Genomic DNA, 14,058 nt, shown 5'->3' with positions numbered 1-14,058 from the left:
TCAGCGCACCAACTCCGCGATCTCGATGTCGATGTGGCGGACCTGCTTACCGGTGATCCGCTCGACCCTCTGCCTGACGTGCCCCCGCGTCCGCGCGGCGACCTCGCGGGCGGAGCGCGGGTAGTGGACGCCCACCCTCAGCCGCAGCAGGACGATGTCACCGCTGATCCGGGCGCGCGCCGTGCGCGAACGGACCAGCAGCGCCCCGGGGACCTCCCGGACCGCCTGCGCCGCGACCTTCTCGACCACGTCGTGCTCGATGACGGTACGGCCGCCCGGGTCGCGGCCGTACCCGCCGCGCGCGCCGCCCGGGGCGTCGTCCGGATAGTTCCTCTGCCGGGGTACCGTGCCGGTCCCTGTTCCGGCCACGTCCGCTCTGCGCATGTCAGGCGGAACGCCGCGCGAACACCGCGGTGAGGTCGATCTCGCCCGCCACCGCCCGGCCGGCGACGTACCCCGCCAGACCCAGGATCAGGACCAGCGCGAAGGCAACGAACCCGCCGAACGCGGCGGCGAGCCCCAGCACCGTCCCGTAGGACAGCCCGACGATGGGCCACATGGCTTCCCCCTCTTGTCCAGCCTCTGGTGCTTCTTCCTCAACCACCCGCGCGGGTGTCCTCCCCCAGGCCCGCGACCACGTCCTCCACGGAGATGTGGACGGTCCGGCCTCCGGCGAGCGGGGCCAGGGTCCGGCGCACCTCGGCGGCGATCTCCGGCAGGGGCCTGCCGAAGCGGACCACGACACCGACCTCGACGTCGTCGGCGCGCACCGCCACCCCGCGGATCCGCCCACCGGGGACGGGCGTGGCCAGCGTCCCGAATCCTCCGGACGAGAGCCCCACCACGTCCGGGAGGCCCTCGGCCTCCCGGACCAGTCGCCGGGCCACCTCGCCCGGATCCTCACCGGCGCCCACAGCTACTGGACCCGGGGCGAGGATCCGCCGTCCTCCTCGCCGCCGTCCTCGTCGGGCAGGTGGATGTCGTCCACCCTGATGTTGATCTCGGTGACCTCCAGGCCGGTCATGCGCTCCACCGCCGTGGTGACGTTGCGCCGCACGGCCGCGGCCAGGTCCTGGATGGCGGCGCCGTACTCGACGACCAGGTCGATGTCGACGGCGGCCTGGCGCTCGCCCACCTCGACCGAGACGCCCCGCGTCACCGAACCGCTGTCGCTTCCCCTTGTCACGACGTCCCTGACGGCGCCGACGGCACGTGCGGTCCCGCCTCCCATGGCGTGGACTCCACCGATCTCGCGCGCGGCCATCCCGGCGATCTTGGCGACCACCCCGTCCGCGATCTGTGTGTGCCCGCCCTCCTCGCGCGAGGAGTCGCCCCGGCCCGTCCGGCCCGCCTCACGGGCTCCCGGCACCTTGGTCTCGGACTTCATCTCCGTCACTGGTCCCCCTACGCAGTGTGCGGTCCGCGATCGCGGCCCCGGCTTTCGGGGGCGCCCCCGCCCCCGTCGGCGCGCTTTCCGCCCATGTCCGTGCCCCGCACCCGGAAGGCACTCCCCCAGGTGTCGGACCGAAACCCCCCGCCACCCCAACGGCCGGAAGGTTTCTCACTGATCACACCATATACGCACAGTGTGTAGTCAACAAGGTACCTACAGTAATGTTTTGCTGGTCAGAATGGGCACCGGCACTCCCATTCATGCCCCGAAGAAGTGTGTGGAACCGTCTGGAACGAGAAAACGCAAGGGGCGCCCGAAGGCGCCCCTCTCTGTCCGAAAACCACTTTCCGCGGGCGGACCCGCGGCCGCGGTCAGCCGAAGATGACCGTCTTGTCCCCATTGAGCAGGACACGGCGCTGCGCGTGCCAGTTGACCGCGCGCGCCAGCGCCACCGACTCCAGGTCCCGGCCGATCGCCGTGAGCTGCTCCGGGCTGTGCGTGTGGTCCACCCGGGACACCTCCTGCTCGATGATCGGGCCCTCGTCGAGGTCGGCCGTGACGTAGTGGGCGGTCGCGCCGATCAGCTTCACACCGCGTGTGTGGGCCTGGTGGTAGGGGCGGGCACCCTTGAAGCTGGGCAGGAAGGAGTGGTGGATGTTGATGATCCGGCCGGACATCTTGGCGCACAACTGCTCGGAGAGCACCTGCATGTAGCGGGCCAGGACGACCAGGTCCACGTCGTAGGAGTCGACCAGCTCCAGCAGCCGCGCCTCCTGCTCGTGCTTGGTCCCGGCGCTGACCGGCAGGTGGTGGAAGTCCACACCGTAGGAGTCGGCGAGGAACTCCAGGTCCGGATGGTTGGAGATCACGGCGGCGATGTCCACGTCCAGCAGGCCGCTGCGCTGGCGGTAGAGCAGGTCGTTGAGGCAGTGGCCGAACTTGGACACCATCACGATCACGCGCGGGCGCACGTCGCGGGGCGCGAGGGTCCACTCCACGAACGAGTCACCGCCGCCGAAGCCGCTCGCCAGCGCCGCGAAGGCCCCGCGCAGGACGTCCTCCCCCACCACGCCGTCGGGCCCCCGCTCGGCCACGAACTGCATCCGCAGGAAGAAGCGCGCCGTGTAGTGGTCGCCGTACTGCTGACTCTCGGTGATGTTGCAACCGTGGTCGGACAGCAGGTTGGCCACAGCGGCGACGATGCCCCGGCTGTCGGGGCACGAAAGGGTCAGGACGTACTCACGCTCACTCATGGAAAGAACCACTCCCGGGGTCGGACGGCTGATCAGCCGTGACGCCCCAGGATATCGGCCCCCGCGAAGCCGCGGGGCGCCCGCCCCGTGCCGCCCGGCGGGCGCGTGGGAGGGCGGCACAGGGGCGCTCCGGAGGGCGTTCCTCCCTCCGGGGGAATATGAAAAACATTCATGTTCTGGCATTCTCAGGGCATGACAAGCCTGCGCGAGACGTACGAGGCCGCCACCCACGGGCTGGACGCCCCTTTCGCCATGGTCGACCTGGCCGCCTTCCGCGCCAACGCGGCCGCGCTCACCCGCCGCGCCCACGGAAAGCCCGTCCGGGTCGCCAGCAAGTCGGTGCGCAGCCGCGAGCTGCTGCGCACCGTCCTCTCCCTGCCCGGCTACGCGGGGATCATGGCCTTCACCCTGCCCGAGGCGCTGTGGCTGGCCACCGGGGACCACCCGGTGAGCGACGACGTCCTCGTGGCCTACCCCACCGTCGACCGGCGGGCCCTGGACCAGCTCGTCCGCGACCCCGGCGCCGCCCGCTCCATCACCCTGATGGTGGACGACACCGCCCATCTGGACCTGGTCGGCGCCGCCGTCGCCCGGGCCGCCGGCTCCCGCGGCCCCGACGCGCCACCGGTGCGGGTGTGCCTGGACATCGACACCAGTTGGCAGCCGCTGGGCCCGCGCACGCGCGTGGGCACCTACCGCTCCCCCGTGCGCACCCCCGCCCAGGCCGCCGCGCTCGCCCGCGCCGTCGTGGCCCGCCCCGAGCTGGAACTGGACGGGATCATGGCCTACGAGGGCCAGATCGCCGGGGTGGGCGACGCCCCTCCCGGCAGGCCCCTCTACGGCCGCCTCCTGCGCGCCGTCCAGCGCCGGTCCGCCCTGGAGCTGGCCCGGCGCAGGGCCGCGATCGTGCGCGCCGTCCGCGCCGTCGCCGACCTGCGCTTCGTCAACGGCGGCGGCACCGGCAGCCTGCACACCACCGGCAGGGAGAGGGCCGTGACCGAGCTGGCGGCGGGCTCGGGGCTCTACCACCCGCACCTGTTCGACCACTACCGGTCCTTCGACGGCCGCCCCGCCGCCCTGTTCGCGCTTCCCGTGGTACGGCGCCCCGCCCCCGGTGTGGCCACCGCCCTCGGCGGCGGCTACCCGGCCTCCGGACCGGTCGACGCCCACCGTGCCCCGCTCCCCCACATGCCCGCCGGGCTGTCCCACAGCTCCACCGAGGGCGCGGGCGAGGTGCAGACGCCCCTGCTCGGAGCCGCCGCCGACGGCCTGTCGGTCGGCGACCGGGTGTGGATGCGCCACGCCAAGGCCGGAGAGCTGTGCGAGCGCTTCGACGTGCTGCACCTGGTCGACTCCGACACCGGCGAGTACGAGGGCGCCGTCCCCACCTACCGGGGCGAGGGACGGACCTTCCTCTAGGGCGTGTACGGCGGGATACTCACCCTGCTGCGCGACGCCCCGGCGGCACCCTCGCCGCGTTCTCATCAGTCGACAGCCGAACCAGGAGGGACCCCGCCGTGCGACACTGCCGAGCTCGCGAGGCAGGCACAGCAGGGGCGCTCCTTCCTCGCCTTGCGAGGCCACCGCGCAGGCCGCGCCAGGGGCCCCGAAACCGAGGGAGGGGCCCGCGCACATCGCGCGGGCCCCTCCCTCGTCGTCTGCCGTGGGCACTACCTCCTGCGGCGCACGGCCCAGGCCACCACTCCGGCGGCCACGACCGCGCCGACGGTGACCGCGAGGATCACGGCCTCCGGGGGGAGCTGTCCTCGTGACTGGTAGGTGGTGACGACCTCGTTGTCACCCTTGACGACGATGCTGCCCTCCTCGGGCTCCACGGGGCGACTCTCCACCCGTACCGCTCCGCCGCCGACCACCAGGGCACGCGCCTCGTCGACGATCCGGGCACCGCGCTCGCGGGCCCTCTCCACCTGCCTCCGGGCGATGTTGGCGGGTCGGGCCTGCACGCTCAACTGGTCCAGGGTCTCGGCGAGCCTCCGCTGCTCACGGTTGATCTCCGCCTCGATATCCGCCGGGGTCTGGCGCGGTCCGGTGTCGCGTCCCGTCATAGGGTGCCTCTCTCCACTAGCGCAGGCTCGTCTGGGATCCCGTACCCGAGTCGGTGTCCCGACTCTTCTCCTCCGCGCCGTCGGACGGGCCGGAGAACCTCAGCGCGCTGTCGATTCCGTCGACCACGCGGAAGAAGTCCCGCGTGGACAACCACAGTTTATAGATGATGGCGATCTCGAAGGCGAGGAGCAAAACGCCCGCCACTGCGGTGATCCACCCGATCAGGGACGGAACCGCGAAGACCGCGACCGCCAGCGGGGCGATGACGAACACCGTCATCTGGAACTCGATGCCGCCGATCAGGTGGGTGCGCACGCGCTGGTCGTTGAGGGAGGCCCAGAACCGCTGGTACCAGGGGAAGCGGTCCCGGAACTCCTTGTGCAGGTCCACCTTGGGCAGGGTGAGGTCGGGCTGCTTGCCCGCCGTGCGCTGGTTGCGCGCCTCGCGCTCGTTCTGGCTGCGCAGGATCTGCTCCAGCACGCCGATGCCGTGCCGCAGCACCGCCTGCTCGCCGCCGTCGCTCATCGTGCGACCGCCCGCGCCGGTGGCGGAGCCGGTGTCGTCCTCCTCCGGCTCCAGCATCGACAGGGTCGCGCGGGCGCGCTCCAGGGCGGCGGCCAGGTGCGAGCGCATCTCCCTGCGCACCTTGTAGACCTGGAGCTCGTTGAGGTAGCGCAGCATGTCCAGGAAGACCACGGCCAGGGCCAGCCACACGAACCACACAGGCCCGCCGTCCTCCGAGCGGTCCGCGGCCACCACGTACTGTCCGCCCATGAGGGCGACCACGCACACCAGCACCCGGAACCGGTCGGAGACGTAGTCCATCCACGCCCCGAACAGCGACTCGGAGCCGGTGAGCCGGGCCAGCTTGCCGTCCACGCAGTCCACGAGGAAGCCCAGGAAGTACAGCAGCGCGCCCAGGGCGAGGAACTGGCGGTAGCCCAGGGAGAAGCAGACGGCCGCTCCGAGACCCAGGAACAGCGCGACCACCGTCAGCTGGTTGGGCGTGACCGAGGTCCGGTTGGCCAGGAGGCGAACGAGCCGGACCGCGACCGGGTCCACGAGGTAGACCGTCCACCAGGAGTCTCGCTCCTTGAGGGTTCGCGCCCTGACCTCGTCGAGTGTGAATGCGGGCATCGTCGCCAATACTCCCCACAGCGAAGCGGATGTGTTCCGGTCCGGCGGGCTCGGGGCACCGCCGACGGCGCGGAGTCCCGGTGCGCGCGGCGGGCGCCGCCGGGGACCGACCGAAAGGCCAAGTGCGTCAACAATAGGTGATCGCACCGCTGGTCACTCCCGATGCGGACGAACCGAACCGGAATCGCAACCGAAGACCGTACCCCCAGCCTGGCACAACCCACGAAGCGTCAATCCACGGGGCGCCGCTCGCTAGGGTGAGGACGAGAGTCGGCGGGGCCGTATCCGCCCCGCCAGCGAGCAGAGGGGAACACCACGTGAGCGATCCGATCCGTCTGGAGCCCGGCGACCAGGCGCCCGACTTCACCCTCGACGACGCCGACGGCAAGCCCGTCACCCTCAGCGAGGTGCTGGCCTCCACCGGCAAACGCGTCGTCCTGTACTTCTACCCCGCGGCCATGACCCCCGGGTGCACCACGGAGGCCTGCGACTTCCGCGACAACCTGCGCGAGTTCGACTCCGCCGGGTTCACCGTGCTGGGCGTCTCCCCGGACGGCAGCGACAAGCTCGCCAGGTTCCGGGACAAGGAGGGTCTGACCTTCACCCTGCTCGGCGACCCGGACAAGGACACCCTGCGCGCCTACGGCGCCTACGGGGAGAAGAAGAACTACGGCCGCGTCGTCCAGGGCGTCATCCGCTCCACGGTCGTCGTGGGCACCGACGGCAAGGTGGAGAAGGCCTTCTACAACGTGAAGGCCACCGGCCACGTCGACCGCGTCAAGAAGGAACTCGGCCTCTGACACACGCGCCGGACACGGCCCGGCCGAGCGGGGCGAGCGGCCCCGGGGCGTGCTCGGCGAGCACGCCCTGGCGGCCGGGCCTGGTCCGGGCACCGGTACAGTTGACCTCAGGGGGCCGTAGTCCAACCGGCAGGAGACGGCAGCTTTAGGTGCTGTACAGTGCGGGTTCGAATCCCGCCGGCCCTACGAGCCAGGCCCGCTGCCCGGGGAGTCACGCCCCGGCCGCGGGCCTTTCCGACTTCTCCCTGTGGCCCGGCCTCCCCTAGGGCATGTACGGCGAGTACTCACCCTGCTGCGCGACGCCCCAGCGGCATCCACCACACACGCCCTAGCGGATCAGCAGCGCCCACAGCATGACGGCCAGCAGCAGCACCACGCCGAGGACGACCGCGCTGACGGCGACCACCGGCATCCGGCTCTTCTCCGCGTGCCTGCCCGAACTGGTCAGCCCCAGCGTGTCCGTGGACTCGCGGATGGACGTCATGATCGAGTTCATCGCCTCGGGACTGTTGCGCAGCCGCTCGTTGATGGAGTCGGCCAGCACGCGCCCGCCCGCCCTGAAGTGCTCACGGGCCGACTCGGGGCTGTCCTCCTCGTCGTCGTCCTCATCCTCGTGCTCGCCCTCGGGACGGGGCTCGGCGGGCCGGGCCGTGCCCTTGGCGGCCGTCTCCGGGCTCGTCTCGGGCGCCCACGGGGCCAGCGCCGCGATCCGCAGCATCTTGGTGGCGTTCTCGGCGGTCAGGCGCTCCGACGGCTCGACCCTGAGCAGTCCGGCCAGCACCGGGGCCAGCGGGCCCGCGTTGGCGGCCTCGGCGGGCTCGTCCAGCTGTTCCTGGCGCAGGATCTTGATGTAGCCCTTGCGGTCGTAGGGCGGATGTCCCTCCACCGCCGCGTACAGGGTGGCGCCCAGGGACCACAGGTCCGACTCCGGCCCCACCGGCCCCGCCTTGGCCCGCTCCGGCGGGATGTAGGCCGGGGAGCCGATGATGCGGCCCGAGGAGCTCAGCGCCGACTCGCCGTTCCAGGCGGCCAGCCCGAAGTCGGTCAGCACCACCCGTCCGGTGTGGCTGATCATCACGTTCTCGGGCTTGACGTCGCGGTGCACGATGCCCTCGCCGTGCGCGACCTTGAGGGCGTCGATGAGCTGTAGGCCGACCTCGGCCACACGCTGGTAGGGCAGCGGGCCGCCCACCTGGATGAGCTCCTCCAGGGTGGAGGCCTCCACCAGCTCCATGACGATCCACGGGCGGTCGTCCTCGTCCACGACGTCCAGGACGGTGACGAGGCTGGGGTGGGTCAGGCGTCCGGCGACGCGGGCCTCGCGCGTGGTGCGCTGCAACAGCGACTCGCGCTCGGAGCGGCTCAGATCCGCGGGCAGGCGCAGTTCCTTGACGGCCACCTCGCGGTCGATGACCAGGTCGGTGGCACGCCAGACGGTGCCGACACCGCCCCGGGCGATCTCCGACACCAACTGGTAGCGCCCCTTGAGCAGGCGTCCCTCAGGTCCGGAGTCGGCCACGCCGGCCGTCTCCAGACGTGCGGAGGAGCGCGACGCCTCGGGTCGCTGTGTGTGGGGGTTGTCTAGGGAGGACACGGTTATCCACGGGTCCATTCACCGGCCATGGTGGCCTCCTGCGGAGCATTGCGGTCGCTGTCACCACGTAGGTGCACGGATCACTCGTTATACCAGCAGGACGCCGGTTCCATGCTGGTGGTTGCCGTATCACAAACACATAGGTTCGCTTTCGTTATGTCCAGCGAAAACCCGCGCATGCGGTGACGTGGATCTCGCCCGGGGACTCCCACCCCTGGTGGGGGACGGGAACGGGTGTACGGGAACGGCGCCCGCACACCCGCGGGTCTCAGGACCAGAGGGATTCGGGGGTGCGCACCTCGACCGGGCCGACCCCGATGTCGGTGAGCGGCCGACGCAGGCGTTCGGCGTCGCCGACGACCACCACGACCGACTCGTCGGGGTGCAGGTACTCGGTGGCGGCGCTGTCCAGGGACTCCTTGGTGAGCCTCTCGTACCCGGCCCGGACACGGTCCACGTGGTCCTCGGGCAGGTCGTGCACGACCATGTCGACCAGGGCGCCCGCCATGGCGCGCGCCGTCGCGTAGTTGACCGGAAGGCCCACCGTGTTGGACTCGCGTACGGCGGTCAGCTCCTCCTCGGTGACCCCCGACTCGCGGAGCTTGGCGATCTGCTCCAGCGACGAGGTGATCGAGTGGGCGGTGGTGTCCGCCTCCACCTGGGTGCTCATGAAGAACACCCCGCTGTCGCGGCGCAGGTCGAACCGCGTTCCGGCGCCGTAGGTGTAGCCGAGGCGCTCGCGCAGCTCCATGTTGAGCCGGGAGGTGAACATCCCGCCCAGGACCTCGCTGATGCCCTCGGCGCGCGGCAGGTCCACCTGCGAGCGGGAGGGGGCGCGGTGCGCGATGACCAGGGCCGACTGGACGGAGCCGGGCCGGTCCACGACCAGGAGGCGGGGCAGTTCCCCGGGCGGCGGCGCGGGCGCGGTGGGCTCCCCCGCCGGCACGGCCGAGGCGTCGCCGAACACGGTCTTGCCCAGCTCCTCCAGGTCGACCCCGGTGAGGTCGCCGACGACCACGAGGGTGCCGGCGACGGAGGCGACGGAGTCGGCGTGGAAGGCCGCCACGGTCTCGGGGGTGACGTCGGCCAGCTTCACCGGGCCGCCCGCGAGCGGCGTGGCGTAGCGGCCGGTGAACAGCTGTCCGCCCAGGCTGCGCATCGCCAGGGTGCCGGCCGAGGCGGCCTCCAGCCAGAACCGCTCCAGCAGCTGGTCACGGCGGCGGACGATGTCGTCGGGGTCGAGCGCGGGGCGGCGCACCGCGTCGGCGAACAGGCGGACCGCCTCGCCCAGGCGGCTGGCGGGGGCGTCCAGGCCGGTGATGAAACCGTCCCAGCTGACGCGGGAGACCCACTCGGCGCCGTAGCGCTCCAGGGCCGGCGCCAGGGAGCTGTTGCCGTCGGGTCCGTCCTCCAGGACCTCGCTGGTGAGCGCGCTGACCCCCATGGCGTCGAGCGGCTCGGCGGCGCCGCCGTGGGGGTGGACCAGGCGGAGGGAGACGAGCTGTTGGCCGGGCACGTCGACGGCGACGACCGTGCCGCCGCCGACGGTGACACGGCGGGGCTTGGGAAAGGTGTAGGACGCTGCGGCACCGAGGTCCGGGAGGGACTGCTGCATGCTCTGTGGCTCTTTCTGAGGCTTGCGGTAACAGGGCCGGGGAGTGGAGGCGGGCGCGTCAGGCGCCGGAGGCCTCCGCCACGGCGTCGGCCCCGGCGGCCTGGGGCTCCTCGGGGTCGAAGCGGACGACGAGCAGGTTGTCGTCGACCAGCAGGCGCTCGGCCGCGGCCCGCACCTCCTCGGCGGTGATGTCGTCCCAGCGCCGGGGCCAGGTGTAGGCCAGCTCGGGGTCGTCGAACAACTGGGTGCAGCTGCTGATGCTGTCGGCCAGTCCGGAAGGGCTGGAGATGGACTGCAGGTGGTCGCGCTCCAGGACGGCGCGCGCCCGGTCCATCTCCTCCTCGGTGACGCCGGCGGCGAGCTTGCCGATCTCCTCGCGCATGGCCTCCTCCAGCACGTCGCCGCCGACGCCCTCGCGGGCGAGCATGTTCACCAGCATGAGGCTGTCGGTGTAGCGGAACGGCAGGATGTCGGCGGCGGCCCCGCCGTCGTCCGCGGCGATGGGGCGGTCCACCACCAGGGACCGGTACAGGCGGCTGCCCTGGCCCTGTCCCAGGACGGCCGAGGCCAGGTGCATGACGTCGAACCCGTGCTCGCCGTAGGGGGCGACGCGGAAGCCGATGAACACCCCGGCGGCGGGCACGGTCTCGGTGACCGAGTCGCGGACCGGGCCGCCCAGAGGGGCGCCCAGCGCGGGGTCGGGGGCCTCGGGAACGGTGTCGCGGGCGGGGATGGGGCCGAAGAACTTCTCCACCCGGGCCAGGACGTCCTCGGGGTCGAGGTTGCTGACCACGGTGAGCACGCAGTTGTCCGGGCCGTAGTGGGCCTTGTGGAAGGACTTGACGTAGTCGAGGTCGGCCGCGTCCAGGTCGGCCATGGAGCCGATGGTCGGGTGGTGGTAGGGGTGGCCCTCGGGGTAGGCCAGCCGCAGGATGCGCTCCAGGGCGGTGCCGTAGGGCTGGTTGTCGTAGCGCTGGCGGCGCTCGTTCTTGACGACGTCGCGCTGGTTGTCCAGGACCTCCTGGGTCATGCCCTCGCGCAGGGTCGCCAGGCGGTCGGCCTCCAGCCACAGGACGCGGTCCAGGGCGTGGTCGGGGACCGTCTCGAAGTAGTTCGTGCGGTCGCTGGAGGTGGAGGCGTTGATGTCGCCGCCGAGCCGCTCGATCTCCTCGAAGTGCTCGCCCTTGGCGACGTTGCCGCTGCCCTGGAACATCAGGTGCTCGAAGAGGTGCGCGAAACCCGTGCGCCCGGGGACCTCGTGCCGCGATCCCACGCCGTACCACAGGTTCACGGAGGCGACCTGGCCGGTGGAGGCCGGAGCGGTCACCAGACGCAATCCGTTGTCGAGTGTGTACTGACCGACCCGTCCCGCCGCTCCGATGGTGGTCACCAGTGCTGCACCCCGATTCACGCCGTCGTCTGAACTGCCGCCGTCCGCACGTCGGCTTCCGCGCGAACGGCCCTTGTTGTGACGACTACGACCCTACGGCCTCGCACGACCTCCAGGACACCCGAACCGGTAATCGGAGGGACCGATACCGGTACCGGTGCGCGGAGGAATCAGTTCTGGTACCCGGTGGTGTCCATGGACAGGGCGATCTCGTCGTAGACCGCGGAGTACTGGGCGTCGGCGGACCACACGTACAGCAGGACGTCGCTGATGGGCAGGAACCACATGCGCACCTCGAAGGTGTCGTCGTTGGCGCACGTCACCTCCCACACCGAGTGGTGCGACTTGAGGCCGTCCGCGTGCTCGGTGAAGTCGGAGACCTTCAGCTTGGCCTTCTTCACACCGATGCCTCCGGAGGCGGCGGTGTTGAGGCTGCGGCAGCTTCCGGTGTCGGCCGCCCAGCCCTCGTCCTTCTTGAAGACGTCGCCCTTGGCCGGCCACTTCCGCGGGTGCTGGGCCGACGCGTGCGGGGTCAGCTGCACCGAGCCGTACGCGCAGGCCGCCTGCCCGGGCGGGCTCATGCACAGCGTGCCGCCCTCGCTCTGGGTCTCCCACCCCTCGGGGACCTTGATGGACACGCCCTCGATCGTCTCGGCGGCGAACTCCTCCGGCGCCGGGGGCTCCGCCGCGGGCAGGATGCCGCTCTCGCCGCGTTCCAGCTCGATCTCGCCGCCTCCCCCTCCGGAGCAGGCGGCCAGGAGCAGCAGTGCCGCGCCCGCCGCGGCCGTTCCCATGGCCGCGCGCGCACCGCGTGCCCGCCGCCGTCGCCCGTGGATGCCCGCCATGCGTCGTCCTCTCGTGCGTCCCGTCGTCAGCACCGTTGACCTTAGCGCCTGCCGACACACGGCGCGCACCGTCCGATCCCGCACTTTCGGGATCCATCGGACGCCGGCGGAGGAGAGGGGACGGCACGGGGCGGACCCGGGGCGCCGCGTGGGAGGGAGTGTCCGGCGGCGGGGCCCGGCGGCCACTACCCTGGGCCCATGGTGGACCTCGCGAAGATCACGGAGCCCTTGTCCCTCGTCCGGCAGCGCCCCCAGGGGCCGCTGGTCCTGGAGCTGGACCTCACGGAGGGGGTCGCCGACGAGGCCCCCGGAGACCCGATCAGCCAGATCATGAACCGGCGCAGACAGCACTACCTCGACGTCCTGGAGGGCATCCGCCGGGGCGCGCGCGATCCGCGGGTGGCGGCGCTGCTGGTCCGGGTGGACGCCCGGTCGCTGGGTTTCGCCAAGGTCCAGGAGCTGCGCCACACCGTCGCCGACTTTCGCGCGACGGGGAAGCCGGCCGTGGCCTGGGCCGACTCCTTCGGTGAGACCGGCGCGGGGAACCTGCCCTACTACCTGGCGTGCGCGTTCTCGCGCGTGGTCATGGCGCCCACCGGCGTGCTCGGCCTGACCGGCCTGCTCATGCGCACGACCTTCGTCAAGGGGGCCCTGGACAAGCTGGACGTCACCTACGAGGTGGGGGCGCGCCACGAGTACAAGAACGCGCTGAACAGCGTCACCGAGACCGGGTACACCGACGCCCAGCGCGAGGCCAGCGACCGGATCGTCACCTCGCTGGGCGACCAGTTGGCCGACGCGGCCGCCGAGGCCCGCGGGCTGACGGCGGACCGGGTGCGCGCTCTGGTCTCGCGCGGCCCGTTCCTGGCCCAGGAGGCGGTCGAGGAGGGGCTGGTCGACCGGCTGGCCTACCGGGACGAGGTCTACTCGGAGCTGTTCGAGCAGGTGCGGGAGGAGGCGCGCGGCAGGGACGGCGCGGGCGGCGGCCGGACGGTGGAGCCGGAGCTGCAGTTCGTCACCCGCTACCACCGCAAGCACACCCCGCCCCCGCTGCCCCAGGTCAGGGGCGGTTCCGGATACATCGCGCTGATCTCGGCGACCGGGACGATCAGCCTGGGCCGGACACGGCGCTCGCCGCTGGGCGGCGGCACCGTCATGGGTTCGGACACCGTGGCGGCGGCCTTCCGGGCCGCGCGCAAGGACCCGCGGGTCAAGGCGGTCGTGTTCCGCGTGGACAGCCGGGGCGGCTCGCCCACCGCCTCCGACGCGATCCGCCGCGAGACCGAGCTGACCAGCCGGGCGGGCATCCCCGTGGTGTCGGCGATGGGCGACTTCGCGGCGTCGGGCGGCTACTACGTCACCTTGGGCTCCGACGCGGTGGTCTCCCAGCCCGGCACCCTCACCGGCTCCATCGGGGTGTTCACCGGCAAGCCGGTCCTGGGCCGGCTGCTGGAGCGGTACGGGGTGACCAGCGACTCGGTCAGCACCGGTGAGCACGCGGGCATGTTCGACACCGAGCGGCCGTTCACCGAGTCCGAGTGGGAGCGGATCAACGCACTGCTGGACCAGATCTACGAGGACTTCACCGAACGGGTCGCCCAGGCGAGGAAGATGACCCGCGAGCAGGTGGACGAGGTGGCCCGGGGACGGGTGTGGACCGGCGAGGACGCGCGCGAGCGAGGCCTGGTGGACGAGCTGGGCGGCCTGGAGACGGCCGTGCGGCTGGCCCGGGAGAGGGCCGGCGCGGGACCGCTGCCGCTGCGCTCCTTCCCTCGCACGAACCCGCTGGACCAGATCCGCCCGCACGAGTCGAGCGAGGACGTGGGCGCCTCGGGTCCGCAGACCGCGTTCGGCGCGTGGGGTCCCCTCCAGCACGCGGCCATGGCGATGGGGCTGCCCGCCGGGGGCCCGATGACGATGCCCGGAGCCTGGGAGATCCGTTGACCGGTTCGTACCTGGACGCG

At 71.9% G+C, this 14,058-nt stretch carries 14 protein-coding genes and 1 tRNA gene; 4 read left to right on the top strand and 11 right to left on the bottom strand.

The genetic code is table 11. The annotated features are described in order from the left end of the window. The 5 genes from NOSIN_RS02105 to purU all read right to left on the bottom strand — a co-directional run bounded on the left by NOSIN_RS02105 (position 1) and on the right by purU (position 2,646). On the bottom strand, positions 1-384 hold the full coding sequence (locus tag NOSIN_RS02105) for an Asp23/Gls24 family envelope stress response protein (protein WP_218908754.1): 384 nt from the start codon (positions 382-384) through the stop codon (positions 1-3). A 1-nt stretch (position 385) separates the two neighbouring features. After that, positions 386-559, bottom strand: a complete 174-nt coding sequence (locus NOSIN_RS27080) for a hypothetical protein (protein WP_170293649.1) — start codon at positions 557-559, stop codon at positions 386-388. A 37-nt stretch (positions 560-596) separates the two neighbouring features. Beyond that, entirely contained in the window at positions 597-914 is a 318-nt protein-coding gene (locus NOSIN_RS02100; protein WP_077689117.1) for an Asp23/Gls24 family envelope stress response protein, read from the bottom strand. Positions 915-916: 2 nt separating this feature from the next. After that, entirely contained in the window at positions 917-1,387 is a 471-nt protein-coding gene (locus tag NOSIN_RS02095) for an Asp23/Gls24 family envelope stress response protein (protein ID WP_077689116.1), read from the bottom strand. Positions 1,388-1,764: 377 nt separating this feature from the next. Beyond that, the gene (purU, locus tag NOSIN_RS02090; protein ID WP_077689115.1) at positions 1,765-2,646 is read right to left on the bottom strand and encodes a formyltetrahydrofolate deformylase; all 882 of its coding nucleotides are present in this window, start codon (positions 2,644-2,646) and stop codon (positions 1,765-1,767) included. A 192-nt stretch (positions 2,647-2,838) separates the two neighbouring features. Here purU and NOSIN_RS02085 point away from each other — a divergent pair, with 192 nt between their 5' ends. Next, positions 2,839-4,065 (top strand): alanine racemase, encoded by a 1,227-nt coding sequence (locus tag NOSIN_RS02085; protein ID WP_077689114.1) that lies wholly within the window; start codon positions 2,839-2,841, stop codon positions 4,063-4,065. A gap of 251 nt (positions 4,066-4,316) precedes the next feature. Here NOSIN_RS02085 and NOSIN_RS02080 read toward each other — a convergent pair whose 3' ends face one another. Next, positions 4,317-4,712, bottom strand: a complete 396-nt coding sequence (locus NOSIN_RS02080) for a DUF3618 domain-containing protein (protein ID WP_077689113.1) — start codon at positions 4,710-4,712, stop codon at positions 4,317-4,319. 16 nt (positions 4,713-4,728) lie between these two features. Beyond that, positions 4,729-5,850, bottom strand: a complete 1,122-nt coding sequence (locus NOSIN_RS02075) for a CDP-alcohol phosphatidyltransferase family protein (protein WP_077689112.1) — start codon at positions 5,848-5,850, stop codon at positions 4,729-4,731. A 317-nt stretch (positions 5,851-6,167) separates the two neighbouring features. Between NOSIN_RS02075 and bcp the strand changes: the two genes are divergently transcribed. After that, complete coding sequence (gene bcp, locus NOSIN_RS02070) at positions 6,168-6,650, top strand: thioredoxin-dependent thiol peroxidase (protein WP_077689111.1); 483 nt, start codon at positions 6,168-6,170, stop codon at positions 6,648-6,650. A 111-nt stretch (positions 6,651-6,761) separates the two neighbouring features. Further along, positions 6,762-6,836: transfer RNA gene (locus NOSIN_RS02065), tRNA-Leu, on the top strand. Between the two features lie 142 nt (positions 6,837-6,978). Here NOSIN_RS02065 and NOSIN_RS02060 read toward each other — a convergent pair. From NOSIN_RS02060 to NOSIN_RS02045, 4 genes are all read right to left on the bottom strand, one after another. Beyond that, positions 6,979-8,262 carry a serine/threonine-protein kinase gene (locus NOSIN_RS02060; protein ID WP_227014635.1) on the bottom strand — a complete coding sequence of 428 codons (1,284 nt, stop codon included), beginning with the start codon at positions 8,260-8,262 and terminating at the stop codon, positions 6,979-6,981. Positions 8,263-8,512: 250 nt separating this feature from the next. Then, a complete protein-coding gene (locus NOSIN_RS02055; RefSeq protein ID WP_077689109.1) occupies positions 8,513-9,859 on the bottom strand; it encodes a M16 family metallopeptidase in 1,347 nt (448 codons plus the stop codon). A gap of 58 nt (positions 9,860-9,917) precedes the next feature. Next, the gene (locus NOSIN_RS02050; RefSeq protein ID WP_077689108.1) at positions 9,918-11,249 is read right to left on the bottom strand and encodes a M16 family metallopeptidase; all 1,332 of its coding nucleotides are present in this window, start codon (positions 11,247-11,249) and stop codon (positions 9,918-9,920) included. 170 nt (positions 11,250-11,419) lie between these two features. Then, positions 11,420-12,094 (bottom strand): hypothetical protein, encoded by a 675-nt coding sequence (locus NOSIN_RS02045; RefSeq protein WP_077689107.1) that lies wholly within the window; start codon positions 12,092-12,094, stop codon positions 11,420-11,422. Positions 12,095-12,292: 198 nt separating this feature from the next. Here NOSIN_RS02045 and sppA point away from each other — a divergent pair, with 198 nt between their 5' ends. Further along, positions 12,293-14,038 carry a signal peptide peptidase SppA gene (gene sppA, locus NOSIN_RS02040; RefSeq protein WP_077689106.1) on the top strand — a complete coding sequence of 582 codons (1,746 nt, stop codon included), beginning with the start codon at positions 12,293-12,295 and terminating at the stop codon, positions 14,036-14,038. The last annotated feature ends 20 nt before the right edge of the window (positions 14,039-14,058 follow it).

The organism is Nocardiopsis sinuspersici (genome assembly GCF_001998325.1).
GTDB classification, from domain to species: domain Bacteria; phylum Actinomycetota; class Actinomycetes; order Streptosporangiales; family Streptosporangiaceae; genus Nocardiopsis; species Nocardiopsis sinuspersici.
This window is presented reverse-complemented; position numbering and strand designations above follow the sequence as displayed.

Coding starts and splice junctions, on each gene's coding strand:
- NOSIN_RS02105 (WP_218908754.1), bottom strand. CDS start 384: ATGCGCAGAGCGGACGTGGCCGGAACAGGGACCGGCACGGTACCCCGG.
- NOSIN_RS27080 (WP_170293649.1), bottom strand. CDS start 559: ATGTGGCCCATCGTCGGGCTGTCCTACGGGACGGTGCTGGGGCTCGCC.
- NOSIN_RS02095 (WP_077689116.1), bottom strand. CDS start 1,387: ATGAAGTCCGAGACCAAGGTGCCGGGAGCCCGTGAGGCGGGCCGGACG.
- purU (WP_077689115.1), bottom strand. CDS start 2,646: ATGAGTGAGCGTGAGTACGTCCTGACCCTTTCGTGCCCCGACAGCCGG.
- NOSIN_RS02085 (WP_077689114.1), top strand. CDS start 2,839: ATGACAAGCCTGCGCGAGACGTACGAGGCCGCCACCCACGGGCTGGAC.
- NOSIN_RS02080 (WP_077689113.1), bottom strand. CDS start 4,712: ATGACGGGACGCGACACCGGACCGCGCCAGACCCCGGCGGATATCGAG.
- NOSIN_RS02075 (WP_077689112.1), bottom strand. CDS start 5,850: ATGCCCGCATTCACACTCGACGAGGTCAGGGCGCGAACCCTCAAGGAG.
- NOSIN_RS02060 (WP_227014635.1), bottom strand. CDS start 8,262: ATGGACCCGTGGATAACCGTGTCCTCCCTAGACAACCCCCACACACAG.
- NOSIN_RS02055 (WP_077689109.1), bottom strand. CDS start 9,859: ATGCAGCAGTCCCTCCCGGACCTCGGTGCCGCAGCGTCCTACACCTTT.
- NOSIN_RS02045 (WP_077689107.1), bottom strand. CDS start 12,094: ATGGCGGGCATCCACGGGCGACGGCGGCGGGCACGCGGTGCGCGCGCG.
- sppA (WP_077689106.1), top strand. CDS start 12,293: ATGGTGGACCTCGCGAAGATCACGGAGCCCTTGTCCCTCGTCCGGCAG.